General features: G+C 69.4%; 15 protein-coding genes and 1 pseudogene. 12 read left to right on the forward strand and 4 right to left on the reverse strand.

What is annotated here, in order from left to right:
* Nucleotides 1-1202 (forward strand): annotated as a pseudogene (locus ACIA8G_RS35815) (MFS transporter); the annotation flags it as partial.
* Entirely contained in the window at nt 1194-2075 is an 882-nt protein-coding gene (locus ACIA8G_RS35820) for a hypothetical protein (RefSeq protein ID WP_396423293.1), read from the forward strand. The pseudogene ACIA8G_RS35815 and the gene ACIA8G_RS35820, both read left to right, overlap by 9 nt.
* Here the strand turns inward: ACIA8G_RS35820 and leuA are convergent.
* On the reverse strand, nt 2072-3862 hold the full coding sequence (gene leuA / locus ACIA8G_RS35825) for a 2-isopropylmalate synthase (protein WP_396423179.1): 1791 nt from the start codon (nt 3860-3862) through the stop codon (nt 2072-2074). The genes ACIA8G_RS35820 and leuA overlap by 4 nt on opposite strands.
* Nucleotides 3863-4078: 216 nt before the next feature.
* Between leuA and ACIA8G_RS35830 the strand changes: the two genes are divergently transcribed.
* Genes ACIA8G_RS35830 through ACIA8G_RS35840 form a run of 3 tightly spaced genes read left to right on the forward strand, consistent with a single transcriptional unit; the run spans nt 4079 to nt 5190 of the window.
* Nucleotides 4079-4375, forward strand: coding sequence for a hypothetical protein (locus tag ACIA8G_RS35830; RefSeq protein ID WP_396423180.1), 297 nt, complete (start codon nt 4079-4081; stop codon nt 4373-4375).
* Nucleotides 4376-4391: 16 nt separating this feature from the next.
* Nucleotides 4392-4679, forward strand: coding sequence for a hypothetical protein (locus ACIA8G_RS35835; RefSeq protein ID WP_396423181.1), 288 nt, complete (start codon nt 4392-4394; stop codon nt 4677-4679).
* A 10-nt stretch (nt 4680-4689) separates the two neighbouring features.
* On the forward strand, nt 4690-5190 hold the full coding sequence (locus ACIA8G_RS35840; RefSeq protein ID WP_396423182.1) for an NUDIX domain-containing protein: 501 nt from the start codon (nt 4690-4692) through the stop codon (nt 5188-5190).
* A 4-nt stretch (nt 5191-5194) separates the two neighbouring features.
* Here ACIA8G_RS35840 and ACIA8G_RS35845 read toward each other — a convergent pair whose 3' ends face one another.
* Together ACIA8G_RS35845 and ACIA8G_RS35850 are read right to left on the reverse strand one after the other, a co-directional pair.
* Nucleotides 5195-5752 (reverse strand): nitroreductase family protein, encoded by a 558-nt coding sequence (locus ACIA8G_RS35845; protein ID WP_396423183.1) that lies wholly within the window; start codon nt 5750-5752, stop codon nt 5195-5197.
* The gene (locus tag ACIA8G_RS35850; RefSeq protein ID WP_396423184.1) at nt 5752-6972 is read right to left on the reverse strand and encodes a hypothetical protein; all 1221 of its coding nucleotides are present in this window, start codon (nt 6970-6972) and stop codon (nt 5752-5754) included. Before ACIA8G_RS35850 ends, ACIA8G_RS35845 begins: the two co-directional genes overlap by 1 nt.
* A 104-nt stretch (nt 6973-7076) precedes the next feature.
* On the opposite strand from ACIA8G_RS35850, the gene ACIA8G_RS35855 reads away from it, so the two are divergent.
* Genes ACIA8G_RS35855 through ACIA8G_RS35885 form a run of 7 tightly spaced genes read left to right on the forward strand, consistent with a single transcriptional unit; the run spans nt 7077 to nt 14194 of the window.
* A complete protein-coding gene (locus tag ACIA8G_RS35855) occupies nt 7077-8342 on the forward strand; it encodes an aspartate kinase (RefSeq protein WP_396423185.1) in 1266 nt (421 codons plus the stop codon).
* Nucleotides 8339-9403: an aspartate-semialdehyde dehydrogenase gene (locus tag ACIA8G_RS35860; protein ID WP_396423186.1), complete on the forward strand. Its 1065-nt coding sequence runs from the start codon at nt 8339-8341 to the stop codon at nt 9401-9403. The genes ACIA8G_RS35855 and ACIA8G_RS35860 overlap by 4 nt, the downstream gene beginning before the upstream one ends.
* Nucleotides 9404-9460: 57 nt before the next feature.
* On the forward strand, nt 9461-9592 hold the full coding sequence (locus tag ACIA8G_RS35865; RefSeq protein ID WP_396423187.1) for a hypothetical protein: 132 nt from the start codon (nt 9461-9463) through the stop codon (nt 9590-9592).
* A 47-nt stretch (nt 9593-9639) separates the two neighbouring features.
* Entirely contained in the window at nt 9640-10380 is a 741-nt protein-coding gene (locus ACIA8G_RS35870; RefSeq protein WP_396423188.1) for a class I SAM-dependent methyltransferase, read from the forward strand.
* A 3-nt stretch (nt 10381-10383) separates the two neighbouring features.
* Nucleotides 10384-11793 carry a gluconokinase gene (locus ACIA8G_RS35875; protein ID WP_396423189.1) on the forward strand — a complete coding sequence of 470 codons (1410 nt, stop codon included), beginning with the start codon at nt 10384-10386 and terminating at the stop codon, nt 11791-11793.
* A 38-nt stretch (nt 11794-11831) separates the two neighbouring features.
* A complete protein-coding gene (locus tag ACIA8G_RS35880) occupies nt 11832-13022 on the forward strand; it encodes an MFS transporter (protein ID WP_396423190.1) in 1191 nt (396 codons plus the stop codon).
* Nucleotides 13019-14194: an MFS transporter gene (locus ACIA8G_RS35885; protein WP_396423191.1), complete on the forward strand. Its 1176-nt coding sequence runs from the start codon at nt 13019-13021 to the stop codon at nt 14192-14194. Before ACIA8G_RS35880 ends, ACIA8G_RS35885 begins: the two co-directional genes overlap by 4 nt.
* On the opposite strand, the gene ACIA8G_RS35890 is transcribed toward ACIA8G_RS35885, so the two are convergent.
* A complete protein-coding gene (locus ACIA8G_RS35890) occupies nt 14170-15222 on the reverse strand; it encodes an alpha/beta hydrolase (protein WP_396423192.1) in 1053 nt (350 codons plus the stop codon). The two genes, ACIA8G_RS35885 and ACIA8G_RS35890, sit on opposite strands and share 25 nt — an antisense overlap.
* Between the last annotated feature and the right edge of the window lie 48 nt (nt 15223-15270).

Below are 15270 nucleotides of genomic sequence, written 5' to 3' on the forward strand. Positions count from 1 at the left end.
GTGTACATCGCAACCGCTCGACAAGCTCCCGCCGCGGGTGGCACCGGCAGGATCGCGGCGAACGTCATCGCCCTGGGGGCCGTCTCCCTCCTCACGGACGTCTCCTCGGAGATGGTGACCGCGATCCTGCCGCTGTACCTCGTGCTGGGGCTGGGGTTCTCCCCGCTGCAGTTCGGTGTGCTCGACGGCATCTACACCGGTGTCTCGGCACTGGTCCGCATCGTTGGCGGTCATGCGGCTGACCGCTGGCAACGGCGCAAGCTCGTGGCGGGCCTCGGGTACGGGATCTCGGCGGTGGGCAAACTCGGACTGCTCGCCGCCGGGACCTCCGCGACCGCCATGGGTCTCGTCCTCACCGGGGACCGGACGGGCAAGGGCTTGCGCACGGCGCCGAGGGACGCGCTGATCACGTTGAGCAGCGAGCCCTCGGCGCTCGGACGCGCCTTCGGTGTCCACCGTGCCATGGACACCGTTGGCGCGTTCCTCGGTCCACTGGTGGCGTTCTGTCTCTTGTGGACGCTGCCGGCTCGCTACGACGTGGTGTTCGTGGTGAGTTTCTGCTTCGCCGCGCTGGGTTTGCTGGTGCTGGTGCTGTTCGTGCGGGACCACCGGGACGTGCTGCCACGCGTCGCGGTGTCGCTTCGAAATGCTTTCGGGCTGTTGCGGTCCAGGCCGTTCCGGCGGGTCTGCCTGGTCGCGTGCGGGCTCGGGTTCCTGACGCTGGGCGACGGGTTCATCTACCTGTTGCTGCAGAAGAAACTCGACGTCGACGTCGCCTACATCGCGTTGCTGCCCCTCGGCACGGCGGGCGTGTACCTGCTCGCCGCCGTGCCGATGGGTGCGCTGGCCGACCGGTTCGGCCGGTGGCGGATGTTCCTGGCCGGCCACCTCGCGTTGCTCGGCGCGTACCTGCTGTTCGCGGGCTCGTCCGGAATCGCCTTGCTGGCAGGGGTTCTGGTGTTGCACGGACTCTTCTACGCCTGCACGGACGGCGTGCTGATGGCCGTCGCAGGCCCGCTGATCCCGGACGAGCTGCGCACGTCCGGTCTGGCCCTGCTCCAGACCGGCCAGGTGCTCGCGCGGGCGAGTTCCTCAGTCCTGTTCGGCGCGTTGTGGACGTGGTTCGCGTGGTGAGGATCCTGCTCGTCGTCGCTGCCGTGATCGTGTTGGGCGTGGGCGCCACCGCCTACGCCTTGCGCCCACCGGCCGAGGTCTCCGTCGCGATCGAGCCGGGTCCGGTCGAGCTGACCGGCGGCCGGTTGCTGTTCGTGGACGACGCGAGCGGCAAGGTGGCGTCGGTGCCGCTGGCCGATCCCGGTGGCCCGCGCCGGGTGAGCACGTTGTCCTGCAAGCGGTTCTTCACCGCGGCGCGGCAGGGGCTGTGTCTCGCGGACCGAGCAGGCCCGTTCCCGGGGTCGGTCTCGATCTTCGTCGACCAGTCGCTCGCGGAGACGCACCGCATCGACGTCGCGGGCGTGCCGAACCGGGCGAAGCTGTCGGCGGACGGGCGGATGGCGTCCTGGACGACGTTCGTCACCGGTGACTCGTACGCGCAGACCGGTGCGTTCTCCACCCGCACTGGCATCTACGACCGGCAGACGCAGGAGTACCGGAGCAATCTCGAGGGCACCCGGATCGCCGGCATGAAGCGGACGGAGGACATGAACTACTGGGGCGTCACGTTCACCGGCGACGACCGCTCCTACTACGCCACGATGTCCACGGCCGGCAAGACCTACCTGATCAACGGCGACGCGGCCGACACCTCCGCGAAGCCGTTGCGGGAGAACGTGGAATGCCCGTCGCTGTCACCCGACGGCACGCGAGTGGCGTTCAAGAAGCGAGTGCCTGGCGACGGCGCCCGGCCGTGGCGTCAGCACGTGCTGGACCTGACCACGATGGTGGAGACACCGCTGGCGGAGATCCGCGGGATCGACGACCAGGTCGTGTGGCTCGACAACGACACCATCGCCTACGGCCTGCCCGGAGAGGGCATTTGGGCCGTGCAGGCGAACGGGGAGGGCGCGCCGAGACAACTCGTGCCCCACGCGTCCTCCCCGTCCGTCGTGCCTTAGCGCTGTGCGCGGTTGATCGCGGACACGATCGCGCGGAACGACGCGGCGACCGTGGAGGAGTCGATGCCCACGCCCCACAGGACCCGGTCGCCCACGGCGCACTCGAGGTACGCGGCGGCGCGGGCGTCGTCACCGGCCGAGAGCGCGTGCTCGGCGTAGTCCAGCACCCGCACGTCGTAGCCCACGGACGCGAGCGCGTCGACGAACGCGGCGATCGGGCCGTTGCCGGAACCCGTGATCTCCTGCTGCTCGCCGTCGATCAGCAGGACCGCGGTGATCTCCTCGTGGCCGCTGCCGTCCGACGAAGCCCGGTGCCGCAGCAGGTGCAGCGGAACCTTGCCGTGGAGGTACTCCTCCGCGAACGCGTCCCACATCTCCTTCGGGTTGATCTCGCCGCCCTGCGTGTCGGTGACCTCCTGGATCACCCTCGAGAACTCGATCTGCAGGCGCCGCGGCAGGTCGAGGTGGTGCTCCTGCTTCATCAGGTAGGCCACACCGCCCTTGCCGGACTGCGAGTTGACCCGGATGACGGCCTCGTAGCTGCGGCCCACGTCCTTCGGGTCGATCGGCAGGTACGGGACCTCCCACTGGAAGTCGTCGACGTGCTGGCCCGCGTCCTTGGCGTCGGCCTCCAGCGCTTCCAGGCCCTTCTTGATCGCGTCCTGGTGCGAGCCGGAGAACGCGGTGAAGACCAGGTCGCCGCCGTACGGGTGCCGCTCGGGCACCGGCAGCTGGTTGCAGTACTCGACCGTGCGGCGGACCTCGTCGATGTCGGAGAAGTCCAGCTGCGGGTCGATGCCCTGGCTGAAGATGTTCATCGCCAGCGTCACCAGGCAGACGTTGCCGGTGCGCTCGCCGTTGCCGAACAGGCAGCCCTCGATCCGGTCCGCGCCGGCCAGGTAACCCAGCTCGGCGGCGGCCACACCGGTACCGCGGTCGTTGTGCGGGTGCAGCGACAGGATGATCGACTCGCGGTTGGCCAGGTTGCGCGACATCCACTCGATCGAGTCTGCGTAGACGTTCGGCGTGGCCATCTCGACGGTCGCCGGCAGGTTGATGATCAGCGGCTTCTCCGGCGTCGGCGCGATGACCGCGGAGACCGCGTTGCAGACGTCGAGCGCGTAGGACAGCTCGGTGCCGGTGTAGGACTCGGGGGAGTACTCGTAGCGGAAGTCCGTCTCCGGGTAGTCCTTCTCCTGCTCACGGGCGAACTTCGCGGCGTCCACGGCGATCTTCTTGATGCCGTCGCGGTCGCTGCGGAACACCACGCGCCGCTGCAGGATCGACGTCGAGTTGTAGAAGTGGACGATCGCCTTGTTCGCTCCGCGCAGGGACTCGAACGTCCGCGCGATCAGCTCCTCGCGGCACTGCGTCAGCACCTGGATCGTCACGTCCGGCGGGATCGCGCCGTCCTCGATGATCTCCCGCACGAAGTCGAAGTCGGTCTGGCTGGCCGCCGGGAACCCGACCTCGATCTCCTTGAAGCCCATCCTGACCAGCAGGTCGAACATCTTGCGCTTGCGCGCGGGCGACATCGGGTCGATCAGGGCCTGGTTGCCGTCGCGCAGGTCGACCGCGCACCACAGCGGGGCCTTCTCGATGCGTTTGCCCGGCCAGGTGCGGTCCGGTACCTCGACGACCTCCACGACCTCGTGGAACGGCCGGTAGCGGTGAAACGGCATCAAGGAACCGAGCTGGGGATTCCAGGAGGGCTGGCTGTCCGGGGCAGGGCGCGCGGGCTGGCGCAGGCGGCTGTTACCGGAGGTGTAGGCGTCAGGCGAAGTCATTTCGGGGTGCTCCTGCTGGTCGCTTGAGAACTACGACCGGCGGCAACGCTGAGTCCCGCGACGGGGGGCCGGTCTGATCAGACCCCGTCACGGCAGCGAAGCAGGAGGGAACGCCACACGCCGAACAGACTAGCCACTGTCATGCCGAAGATGGAACTCGGGGACCGGATCGTGGGATTTCGTTTCGACCGGGGCAAACCCGGGAAAAGCTCATGTATGGCCAGATTACGTACGACTAGCGGCCGCGGCACGGCGTCACGCGTGATCAGCGGCATCGGAGCGGTCTTCGCCCTGATCGAGATCCTCTACATCCTGATGATCATTCTCGGTGCGAACCAGGCGAACGCGTTCTTCCGGTTCGTCGGGTCCCTCGCCGAGCCCCTCGCGTTGTTCTTCCCCGGTCTCTTCCAGACGGGGAACTACAACCTCGACGTATTCCTCAACTACGGTCTCGCCGCCGTGTTCTGGCTGGTCGTGACCGGTCTGCTCGCCCGTGCGGTCTCTCGCTACTGAGTAGTAGATTCCGGCCATGCGAACGCGTGTGGTCGGGATCGCCGCCGGGGTTGTCAGTTGGGTCGGCCTCGCGCTGGCGGTCGTGCTCGTCGTTCACGTCGTGCTGACCGTCGGCGGGGCCAACCCCGACAACATCATCACCAGCACCGTCCGTGCTCTCGCGGAGCCGTTGGCGCTGGCGTTCAAGGACCTCTTCACGCCCGCCGACGCCAAGCTGCGGGTGCTGGTCAACTTCGGGCTCGCGGCGCTGTTCTGGCTGGCCGTTCGAGCGATCGTCCTTAAGCTCGTGAGGCGTCTGAACTAGGTTCGACCTCATGGCGCGCGACGACTTCTGCAACAACTGCGGCACCGCCTACGCGGACACCGCCTCCTACCCGCGTACGTGCGCGAGCTGCGCGCACATGGTGTGGGCGAACCCCTCCCCGGTCGTCGTGCTGCTCGTCCCGGTCAAGGACGGCCCGCGCACCGGGCTGCTGACCGTGCGGCGCGCGATTCCGCCGGTCGGGCAGCTCGCGTTCGTCAGCGGGTTCATCGACCGCGGTGAGTCGTGGGAGCAGAGCGCGGCCCGTGAGCTGCACGAGGAAGCCGGCGTCACGGTGAACCCGGACGACCTGCGCCCGTTGCACTTCGTCTCCACCCCGGACGGCGGGACGGTGCTGCTGTTCGCGACCGCCCCCGCCATCAACGCCGAGGACATGCCGCCGTTCGTGCCCAACGACGAGGCCTCCGAGCGCAGGGTCATCTTCGAGTGCGAGCCGCTGGCGTTCCCGCTGCACAACGAGGTCGCGACGAAGTACTTCTCAACCGAGCTGTGACCCGTCAGAACAGGGATTCACCCCAAGACCCGGTGAACACGGTCTCGGACAGCGGGTGCCGGAGACGTTCGCGCTGCTCACGAGCCTGAAGGTCCTCCGGGAGGTCCTCCAGCCGGCCCGGTCGCCCGATCGCCATCACGACGAGCGGGCGCACGTCGTCGGGCATCTTGAACGCCTCGTGCGCGGCCGCCTTGTCGAAGCCGCCCATCATGTGCGCGATCAGACCGGACTCGACGGCCTGCAGGGCGATGTTCTCCATCGCGAGCCCGAGGCCGAACTCGACGTTGGGCAGGTCGCCCCGCGCGTCCTGGGTGATCACGCAGCCGACGAGCAGCACCGACGCCCGGAACGCCCACGTCTTGTTGCCGGGACGCAGCGTCTCGAAGGTCGCGTCGAACGTCGGTGTGCCGCGGTGCCCCACGACGAACCTGGCCGGCTGGCTGTTGCCGTGCGACGGCGCCCAGCGCGCCGCCTCCAGCAGGATGCGCAGCTCGTCGTCGGAAACCGTTGCCTCAGCGGAGAAAGCGCGCGGACTCCAGCGCTTCGAGATCAGCTCGTTCATCAGATCGCATACTGCCAAACCGCGAGCGCGTAGGCGCCGAACCAGGCGCTGAGCAGCGTCGCGAAGCCCAGCAGGGTCAGCAGGGTCGACATCCGGCGCTTCGCCAGCGCCAGCGCCACCGGGATCAGCAGCGTGAACGCGGGCAGCAGCAGCCTGGCCTTGGAGTTCATCAGGCCGTTCGAGCCGATGTCCATGATCAGCACGCCCAGGCCGTACACGATCAGCGGCCACTCCAGCCGCCGCCGGAACGCCCAGACGACCAGCAGGATCGCGACGATCAGCAGCCACACCGTGCCGGTCTCGAGCTCCGACTGCGGGTTGCCGAGGTGCTTGAGGGTGAACTCCAGGGTCGCCGCCCCGCCGTCGAACTTCGAGCCCCAGCCGCGCTGCTGCACGCCGAACCAGCCCGCGAGGTCGCCCGTGCGGATCGCGACCCAGCCGAGGTAGCTGAGCAGGCCGAGCGGGGCGACCAGGGCACCGACCCACGCCCGCCAGTCGCGCCTGTCCGCGATCACCGCGACGAGCGCCGCGAGCACGACCGCCGCGATCAGCGCGGCCGCCGTGGGCCGCACCAGACCGGCCGCGGCGCAGCACACGCCGGCCAGGATCCAGCGCTTGCGCACCACGCCGACCAGCGCCCACGCGGCGAACGCGCAGAACGTGGCCTCCGAGTACGTCATCGACAGCACGACCGCCATCGGGGACGCGGAGAAGAGCGTGACGAAGATCAGCCCGGCCTTCGACGAGCCGCCGAGCACCGAGCGGCCCAGCACGAACAGCCCGTACACGCAGAACAGCCCGCTGATCACGCTGACCGCGAACGCGGCGCCCTCCACGGTCACGCCCGGCAGGCCGTCGACCCACCTGATCAGCGCCGGGTAGCCGGGGAAGAACGCGAGCGGCGTCTCGGCCGAGCGCCTGCCCGCCGCGTCGGTCAGGCGGGCCGGCACGTCGTTGTAACCACCGGCGGCGATCCCGAGGAACCACTCCCCGTCCCACGACTTCAGCTCGCCGGACGCGGTGTTGCCCCCGCCGCGGAGCTGGTTCTGGTAGTCGACCACCAGTTGCAGCACGAAGAGACCCACCTGGCGGACGAACAGGTAGATCAGCGCGGGGGCCGCCCAGAGCGCGGCGGGGTGTCTGAGCGCCTCGGTCAACCGTGTGCGCGCACTGCTCTCATGCACGGCTGCTGGGGCCTCCACGACATCGACGGACGACACCCGGACAGAGTAGTCACGCGCATCACGGCTCAAGAGTCTCACCAGGTGGTCCGGGTAGGCTGCCTTCGACGTGGGGTTTTAGTCGCTCGAAGGAGGTCAGGTCGGTGGCGCTCGTCGTCCAGAAGTACGGCGGTTCATCGGTTGGAAGTGCCGAGCGGATCAAACGCGTGGCCGAGCGCATCGTCGCGACCAAGAAAGCGGGCAACGACGTAGTGGTCGTCGTGTCCGCCATGGGTGACACGACCGACGAACTGCTCGACCTCGCCCGCCAGGTGTCTCCGGTACCGCCCGCACGTGAGCTCGACATGCTGCTCACCTCGGGCGAGCGGATCTCGATGTCGCTGCTCGCCATGGCGATCCACTCGCTCGGTGCCGAGGCGCGCTCCTACACGGGGTCGCAGGCAGGCGTGATCACGACGGCCGTGCACGGCAAAGCGCGCATCATCGACGTGACGCCGAGCCGCATCCAGGACGCGACGTCCGAGGGGGCCATCGCGATCGTGGCGGGCTTCCAGGGTGTCTCGCAGGACTCGAAGGAGATCACCACGCTCGGCCGTGGCGGCAGCGACACCACCGCGGTGGCGCTCGCGGCAGCGACCAAGGCCGACGTGTGCGAGATCTACACCGACGTGGACGGCGTCTACACCGCCGACCCGCGCATCGTGCCGAACGCGAAGAAGCTCGACACGATCACGTACGAGGAAATGCTCGAGATGGCCGCGTGTGGCGCGAAGGTGCTGATGCTCCGCTGTGTGGAGTACGCCCGCCGCTACAACGTGCCCGTGCATGTCCGCTCTTCGTTCAGCAACAAGACCGGAACCATCGTGTCCGGTTCAGTGGAGGACCTTCACGTGGAACAGGCGATGATCACCGGCGTCGCGCACGACCGGTCCGAGGCCAAAATCACCGTGACCGCCGTGCCGGACCACCCCGGTATCGCGGCCAAGATCTTCCGGGTCGTGGCGCAGGCCGAGCTCGACATCGACATGGTCGTGCAGAACGTCTCGCAGGCCGCGTCCGGCCGCACCGACATCACGTTCACGCTGGCCAAGGTCGACGGCCCGCGCGCGGTGGCGGCGCTGGAGAAGTCGCGTGGCGAGATCGGTTTCGACCAGGTCCTCTACGACGAGCACGTCGGCAAGGTGTCGCTGATCGGCGCGGGCATGCGCTCGCACCCCGGCGTCACGGCCACGTTCTGCGAGGCGCTGGCCACGGCCGGCGTCAACATCGACATCATCTCCACCTCGGAGATCCGCATCTCGGTCATCTGCCGCGACACCCAGCTCGACGACGCCGTCCGTGCCCTGCACGACGCGTTCGAGCTCGGTGGCGACGAAGAGGCCGTCGTTTACGCAGGGACTGGACGATGACCGCCCCAGTACTCGCGCTGGTGGGCGCGACCGGTGCCGTGGGCACTGTGATGATCGACATCATCAACACCCGTTCCTCCGTGCCGTGGGGCGAGATCAGGCTGATCGCGTCCCCGCGCTCGGCGGGCAAGAAGATCAACGTGCGTGGCCAGGACGTCACGGTCATCGCGTTGTCCCCCGAGGCCTTCGACGGCGTCGACATCGCGATGTTCGACGTGCCGGACGAGGTCTCGGCCGAGTGGGCCCCGATCGCCGCCGAGCGCGGCGCGGTCGCGATCGACAACTCCGGTGCGTTCCGGATGGACGACGACGTCCCGCTGGTCGTGCCCGAGGTGAACTCGGACCAGATCGGCAACCGCCCCCGCGGCATCATCGCGAACCCGAACTGCACGACGCTGTCGATGATGGCGTCGCTCGGTGCGCTGCACCGCGAGTTCGAGCTCCGCGAGCTCGTCGTGGCCTCCTACCAGGCCGCTTCCGGTGCCGGCCAGTCCGGCATCGACCGCCTGTACGCCGAGATCTCGGCACTGGCGGGCAAGGAAGCGGGCGTCGTCGCCGGCGACGTGGCCGAGGTGCTGTCCGCCGCCGGCCTGTCCGCCGCCGACTCCCCGTTCCCGGCCCCGCTGGTGCTGAACGTGGTGCCGTGGGCGGGTTCGCTGAAGGACGACGGCTGGTCGTCCGAGGAGCTGAAGGTCCGCAACGAGGCCCGCAAGATCCTCGGCATCCCGGACCTGAAGGTCTCGGCCACCTGCGTCCGCGTCCCGGTCGTCACCACGCACTCGCTGTCCGTCCACGCGACGTTCGCGCGTGAGGTCACGGTCGAGGCCGCGCACAAGATCTTCGAGTCGCAGGCGTCGATCGTGCTCGTGGACGACCCGGCGGCCAAGCGGTTCCCGACGCCCGCGGACACCGTGGGCGAGGACCCGACGTACGTGGGCCGCGTGCGCCAGGCGCTGGACTTCCCGAACACGCTGGACTTCTTCGTGTGCGGTGACAACCTGCGCAAGGGTGCGGCGTTGAACACCTACGAGGTCGCGGAAGAGCTCGCCAAGCGACTCTGAGCTGGTTCAACCGGCCCCTGTTGCCCTTCGGGCGACAGGGGCTTTCAGCTTTCTCGCATGAGAAGCTGCCCCGCTGGCCAGGAAGAGCCGGCCGACCGGCTGAAGTCCGTGACGGCGCGGTTCAACACGGCGACCGACGGCTCGGTCGTGGTTCCTGCCGAGTACCTGGAGGTGATCACGATCCGCTGAGTGGCCGATCAGGTACCGGCCGACCTGATTTTCTCTAGGCTGCTGTCATGGCGGAGAGCGACGATCAGTACGACGCCCTGGGTGCGGTTTACGAGCGTGCCAAGCACATCCCCACCGGACTGGCCGAACGAGCCACCCTGCTGTCGGCGGTCGGTGACCTGCGCGGCAAGTCCGTGCTGGACGTGGCCTGCGGCACCGGGTTCTACGCGAGGCTCTTCCACGACCTGGGCGCGGCGAAGGTCGTCGGCGTCGACTCGGCGGGGGAGATGATCGGGTACGCCCGTCACGTCGAGAACCGCGAACCGCGCGGCATCACCTACGAGCAGCAGGACGCGACGGACCTGCCCGTCCTCGGCCAGTTCGATGTCGTGACGGCCGTGTGGCTGCTCGGCTACGCGGACGACGAGGCCGCGCTGGACGCCATGATCGGCAACCTCAAGGCGAACCTCGCCGACGGCGGCAGGCTCGTCGTGCTGGTGCCGAACCCGGACGCGGACTGGGACCTGCTCGGGCAGTACGGGCGCTACGGCTACGAGATCATCCGGACCGGCCCGATGAACCTGAAGCAGCCGGTCCGGGTGCACGTGCTGGGCGATCCGCCGTTCGACTTCGACTCGTTCTACTGGCAGCGCGGGGTGTTCGACGCGGCGCTGACCCGCGCCGGCCTCTCGGACGTGACGCGGCAGCCGACCGTGGTGCCGCAGGACGAGCGCGGCGAGGAGTTCTGGGGCCCGCTGCGGCTGTCCCCGAGCTTCGGCGTGTTCACCGCGCTGCGGAACGGCAGGTAGTCCGTGGCGGTCGTGCTGGCGGTCGACCTCGGCACCACGGCGACCAAGGTCGTGGCCGTGGACGAGCAGGCCCGCGTGGTCGCGTCGACCGAACGCGGCTACCCGATGCGGACCAGCGGTGCCGAAGCCACGCACGACCCGCAACAGGTGCTCGACGCGGCGTTCGACGCCCTCCGCGAACTGGCGTCAGACGAGGTCAGAGCGATCGCGCTGACCGGCGCCATGCACTCGATCATGGGCCTGGACGCGGAGCTGAAGCCGGTCACGGAGTCGCTGAGCTGGGCCGACAACCGCGCGGTCGAGCAGACCGAACGCCTCAGGGGCACCGCGGAGGGGCGTGCGCTCCACCAGGCGACCGGCGCGCCGATCCACTCGTTCACGCCGCTGATGAAGCTCGCGTGGTTCCACGAGAACGGCGTCCGCGCCGCGAAGTGGTGCGAGATCAAGGACTTCGTGCACCTCCACCTGACCGGCGAGCTGATCAACGAGCACTCGTCCGGCTCCGGCACCGGCCTGATGAACATCCACACCCTGCAGTGGCACCAGCCGTCGCTGGACTTCGCCGGCGTCACCGCCGACCAGCTCCCGCCCCTCGTCGAACCGACGCACTCGACACCGCTCACAGCCGACATCCCCGGACTGCCCAAGGGCATCCCGGTGATCGTCGGTGGGGGCGACGGACCGCTGGGCAACCTCGGCGTCGGCGCGGCGACGCCCGGTGCGGGCGCGGTCTCGCTCGGCACGTCGGGCGCCCTGCGCGTGGCGCAGCAGGGTCCGGGCGTCGACGAGGAAGGCCGCACCTTCAGCTACGCCATCGCCGAGGGCCTCTGGGTCCGCGGCGGCGCGATCAGCAACGGCGGCGTGGTCGCCCAGTGGGCCGCCGAGACTTTCGGCATCGCGGTCGGCGATCTCCTCGACCAGGCCGCGGGCGTGGACTCCGACGGCCTGGTCGCCCTGCCGTACCTGCTCGGCGAGCGGGCACCGTGGTGGGACCCGACCGCCCATGCCGCGATCCTCGGCCTGCGTCGCGAGCACACGCCTCAGCAGATCACGAAAGCGCTGGTAGAAGGCGTGTGCCAGCAACTGGCGCTGGTGCTGGACGCCGTGCCGCGGGTCGACTCGCTGCGGATCACCGGCGGTGCCTTCCGCGCGCCGATCTGGGCTCAGACGCTGGCGAACACGCTCGGCATGCCGCTGCACCTCACCGAGGACAGCGGCGGTTCGGCCGTGGGTGCCGCCCTGCTGGCCTGGCGCGCGCTGGACGAGATTCCGAGTCTGACGGTCGACCTCGTGCGGCCGACGCAGACGATCACGCCGGACGAGGCCGCGATCGAGAAGTACGCGCGGGCACGGCCGTTCGTGGCGAAGGCGTACCGGGCGCTGGAGGAGCTGTACGGCGAATCACATCGTTAGCAAAGAAAACCTTTTGCCATCCGAGTGAGGATGGCGGTGTGAACCTCGCCCCCTTCAAGCACGTCCTGATGCTGCCCAGGGTCCGTCCCCTGGCGTTGCTGATGTTCTTCGCGAGGATGCCTCCGGCCGCGACCGGCGTGATCCTGACGCTGCACGTCGCGGTCACGCTCGACAAGGGCTACGGCGCTGCGGGGTTGGTGGGGGCGGTGGGCACCATCGGCATGGGGCTGGGTGCCCCGCTGATGGGCAAGCTGGTCGACGAACGCGGCCTGCGGCTGATGCTGGCGGTCAGCGTCACGGCGTCGGCGGCCTTCTGGCTCACCGCGCCGTTGATGGGCTACTGGACGCTGCTGTTCACCTCGTTCCTGGTCGGCCTGCTCGGCGTGCCGATGATGTCGATCGGCAGGCAGGTCATCACCGCGCTCGTGCCGGAGGGCCAGCGCCGCGTCGCGTTGTCCGTCGACTCGATCTCCGTCGAGCTGTCGTTCATGGGCGGGCCCGCGCTAGGCGTGTTCGTCGCGACCCAGTTCTCCACGAACGCGGCGCTCGCGTTCATCGGCGTCTCGACCCTGGTGGCCGGAGCGCTGCTGTACTGGGCGAACCCGCCGATGGTGCACGAGGACGAGGTCGTCGACGGGCCGAAGCCGCGCGTGGCCGAGTGGCTGCGCGGCCGGCTCGTCGGCGTGCTGGTGGTGTGCGTCGGCGCGACCGTGTGCCTCGCGGGCATGGAGGTCTCGGCGATCGCGTCGCTCGAGCACATCGGCAAGCAGAGCTGGCTCGGTGTGGTGTTCTTCGCGATGTGCGCGGCGTCGATCCTGGGCGGCCTGGTCTACGGCGGCGTGAAGAAGGCGCCCAGCGTGCTGGTGTTGCTGGTGCTCATGGCCGCCTTCGAGATCCCGGTGGGCCTGGGTGACGGCAACGTGCTCCTGCTGTGCCTGCTCCTTCTCCCGATGAACATCATGTGCGCGCCGTTGATCGCGGCCTCCGGTGAGCACATCAGCAGGCTCGCGCCGCCCACCGCCCGTGGCCTCGCGATCGGCCTGCAGGGGTCGGCGTTCACCGTCGGCAACGCGATCGGCGCGCCGATCGCCGGTGTCGCGATCGACCGCGGTGGCGCCCCGGCCGGGTTCGCGATCGTCGGCGTGGTCGGGCTGCTGGTGGCGGTCGTCGCGTGGGTGCTCGCCCGGCAACGTAAACCCGTTGCCAGCCAGGTCACGATGGCACCGTGAACCTCGCCCCGTTCAAATCGGTCCTGGCGCTGCCGGGGGTACGTCCCCTGATGCTGCTGATGCTGTTCGCCAGGATTCCGCCGACCGCGGCGGGCGTCACGGTGACGCTGCACGTCGTCACCACGCTCGACAAGGGGTACGCGGCGGCGGGCTCGGTCGGCTTCGCGACCATGGTCGGTCTCGGCCTCGGGTCCCCGCTGATGGGCAAGCTGGTCGACAGCAGGGGCCTGCGGTTCGTGCTGGTGCTCAGCGTGCTCGAAGGCGCCTTCTGGGTCACGGCGCCGCTGATGGACTACTACGTGCTGCTCGTGCTCGCGTTCGCCAACGGGCTGGTGGCGGTGCCGATGATGTCGATCGGCAGGCAGGCGCTCACCGCGCTCGTCCCCGAGCCGCACCGGCGTCCGGCGTTCTCGCTGGACTCGATCTCGGTCGAGCTGTCGTTCATGGTCGGACCGGCGGCGGGCGTGCTGATCGCGACCAGGTTCTCCACCGGCACGGCGCTCATCGCGATCGGCGTCGCGATCCTGGTGGCCAGCGCGGTGCTCTTCGTGGTGAACCCCGTGCTGGTGCACGAGGACGAGGTCGTCGACGGTCCTCAACCCAAGGTGAGGGAGTGGTTGCGCGGGCCGGTGATCGCGGCGTTGATCATCCCGTTCGGCGCCACGGTGACGTTGTCGGGCATGGAGATCGCGTCGATCGCCAGCCTGGAGCGCGCGGGGATGCAGGGCTGGCTCGGCTTGGTCTTCGTGGTGATGTGCGCCGCGTCGGCCGTCGGCGGGCTCGTCTACGGCAGCCTCAAACGCGTGCCGGGCGGTGTCGTGCTGCTGGCGGTCATGGCGCTGCTCGAGATCCCGGTCGGCCTCGGCGACGGCAGTGTGGCGTTGCTGGCCATCGCGCTCGTCCCGATGAACCTCCTGTGCGCGCCGACCATCGCCGCATCGACCGAGCTGATCAGCAAGCACGCGCCCGCCACCGCGCGGGGACTGGCGCTGGGCCTGCAGGGCTCGGCCTTCACGTTCGGCGTCGCGGCCGGTCAGCCGCTCGCGGGGGTCGCCGTTGACCACAGCGGACCCCCGCTCGGCTTCGCCGTCGCCGGTCTGGCCGGACTGGTGATCGCCGGCCTCGGCTGGGTGTTCTCCCGCCAGGGTCAGGCGGTGTCGGCCACGTCCTGAGCGGAGTTCGCCAGCGCGAAGCCGGTCCGGAGCGCGCCCACGGCCTCGGACACGGCCTCGCGGAAGATCCCGCCGACGCCGAGCACGTTCGCGAAGCCGTGGAACAGGCCCTCGTGCCTGCGCAGCACGACCGGCACGCCCTCGGCGGCCAGGCGTTCCGCGAAGGCCTCGCCCTCGTCGCGCAACGGGTCGTAGCCCGCGGTCGCGATGTAGGTGGGCGGCAGGTTCGAGAGGTCCTCGGCGAGCATGATCGACAGGCGCGGGTCGTGCCGGTCGCGGCCACCCTCGGTGTACTGGTCGAGGAACCAGTCCATCTTCTCGTCGGTCAGGAAGAACCCGTTGCCGAAGATCTCGCGCGACCGCCGGCGCACCGAGGCGTCCACGCCGGGGTAGAAGAGCAGCAGGAACGCGAGGCCGATCTCGGCGCTGTGCGCGGTCACCGCGGCCAGGTTGCCGCCTGCGCTGTCACCGCCCAGCGCGATCCGCGCCGGGTCGATGCCCAGGTCCTCCGCCTTGGCGACGGCGTACCGCAGCACCTCGGCCGCGTCGTCGGCCGCCGCCGGGAACGGGTGCTCGGGCGCGAGCCGGTAGTCGGCGGCCAGCACCCGCACCCCGGCCTCCCGCGCGAGGAACCGGCACAGGTTGTCGTGGGTCTCCAGACCACCGGTGACCCAGCCGCCACCGTGGTAGAAGATCAACAACGGCGAGCCCTCAGCCAGGCCGTGCGGGGTGTAGAGGCGGCCGGCGAACTCACCGATCGTGAGCTCCCGCGCGCCGACCCCGGTGATCTTCGGGCCGGAGACGAGTTTCGAACTCAACTCCAGGTCTAGTCGGCTCTCGGAAGCTGACTTCGTGCGCCAATCCGTCCCGGACAGCTGCTGCAGTCTCAGCAGCAGCTGCGCTTCGGGGTGCAGGTCCTGGCCGTCCAGGCGGATGGGCGTACCGGCGATGAGGCGGCGCACAGGGCCGGGCAGACCGAATGCGAAGCGCAGAGCGCCGGCCAGTACGCCGGCCTGGAAGTTCGACATGTGTTGCAGGTTACTCGCGAGTAGTGCTGGATCTCCAGGTATCTGGAG

Source organism: Lentzea sp. NPDC051213 (genome assembly GCF_044455585.1).
Lineage (GTDB): Bacteria > Actinomycetota > Actinomycetes > Mycobacteriales > Pseudonocardiaceae > Lentzea.

Bases quoted from the DNA above. Each gene is read 5' to 3' on its own strand.
- leuA (WP_396423179.1), bottom strand. From the start codon at position 3,862: ATGACTTCGCCTGACGCCTACACCTCCGGTAACAGCCGCCTGCGCCAG.
- ACIA8G_RS35830 (WP_396423180.1), top strand. From the start codon at position 4,079: ATGGCCAGATTACGTACGACTAGCGGCCGCGGCACGGCGTCACGCGTG.
- ACIA8G_RS35835 (WP_396423181.1), top strand. From the start codon at position 4,392: ATGCGAACGCGTGTGGTCGGGATCGCCGCCGGGGTTGTCAGTTGGGTC.
- ACIA8G_RS35840 (WP_396423182.1), top strand. From the start codon at position 4,690: ATGGCGCGCGACGACTTCTGCAACAACTGCGGCACCGCCTACGCGGAC.
- ACIA8G_RS35845 (WP_396423183.1), bottom strand. From the start codon at position 5,752: ATGAACGAGCTGATCTCGAAGCGCTGGAGTCCGCGCGCTTTCTCCGCT.
- ACIA8G_RS35860 (WP_396423186.1), top strand. From the start codon at position 8,339: ATGACCGCCCCAGTACTCGCGCTGGTGGGCGCGACCGGTGCCGTGGGC.
- ACIA8G_RS35865 (WP_396423187.1), top strand. From the start codon at position 9,461: ATGAGAAGCTGCCCCGCTGGCCAGGAAGAGCCGGCCGACCGGCTGAAG.
- ACIA8G_RS35870 (WP_396423188.1), top strand. From the start codon at position 9,640: ATGGCGGAGAGCGACGATCAGTACGACGCCCTGGGTGCGGTTTACGAG.
- ACIA8G_RS35890 (WP_396423192.1), bottom strand. From the start codon at position 15,222: ATGTCGAACTTCCAGGCCGGCGTACTGGCCGGCGCTCTGCGCTTCGCA.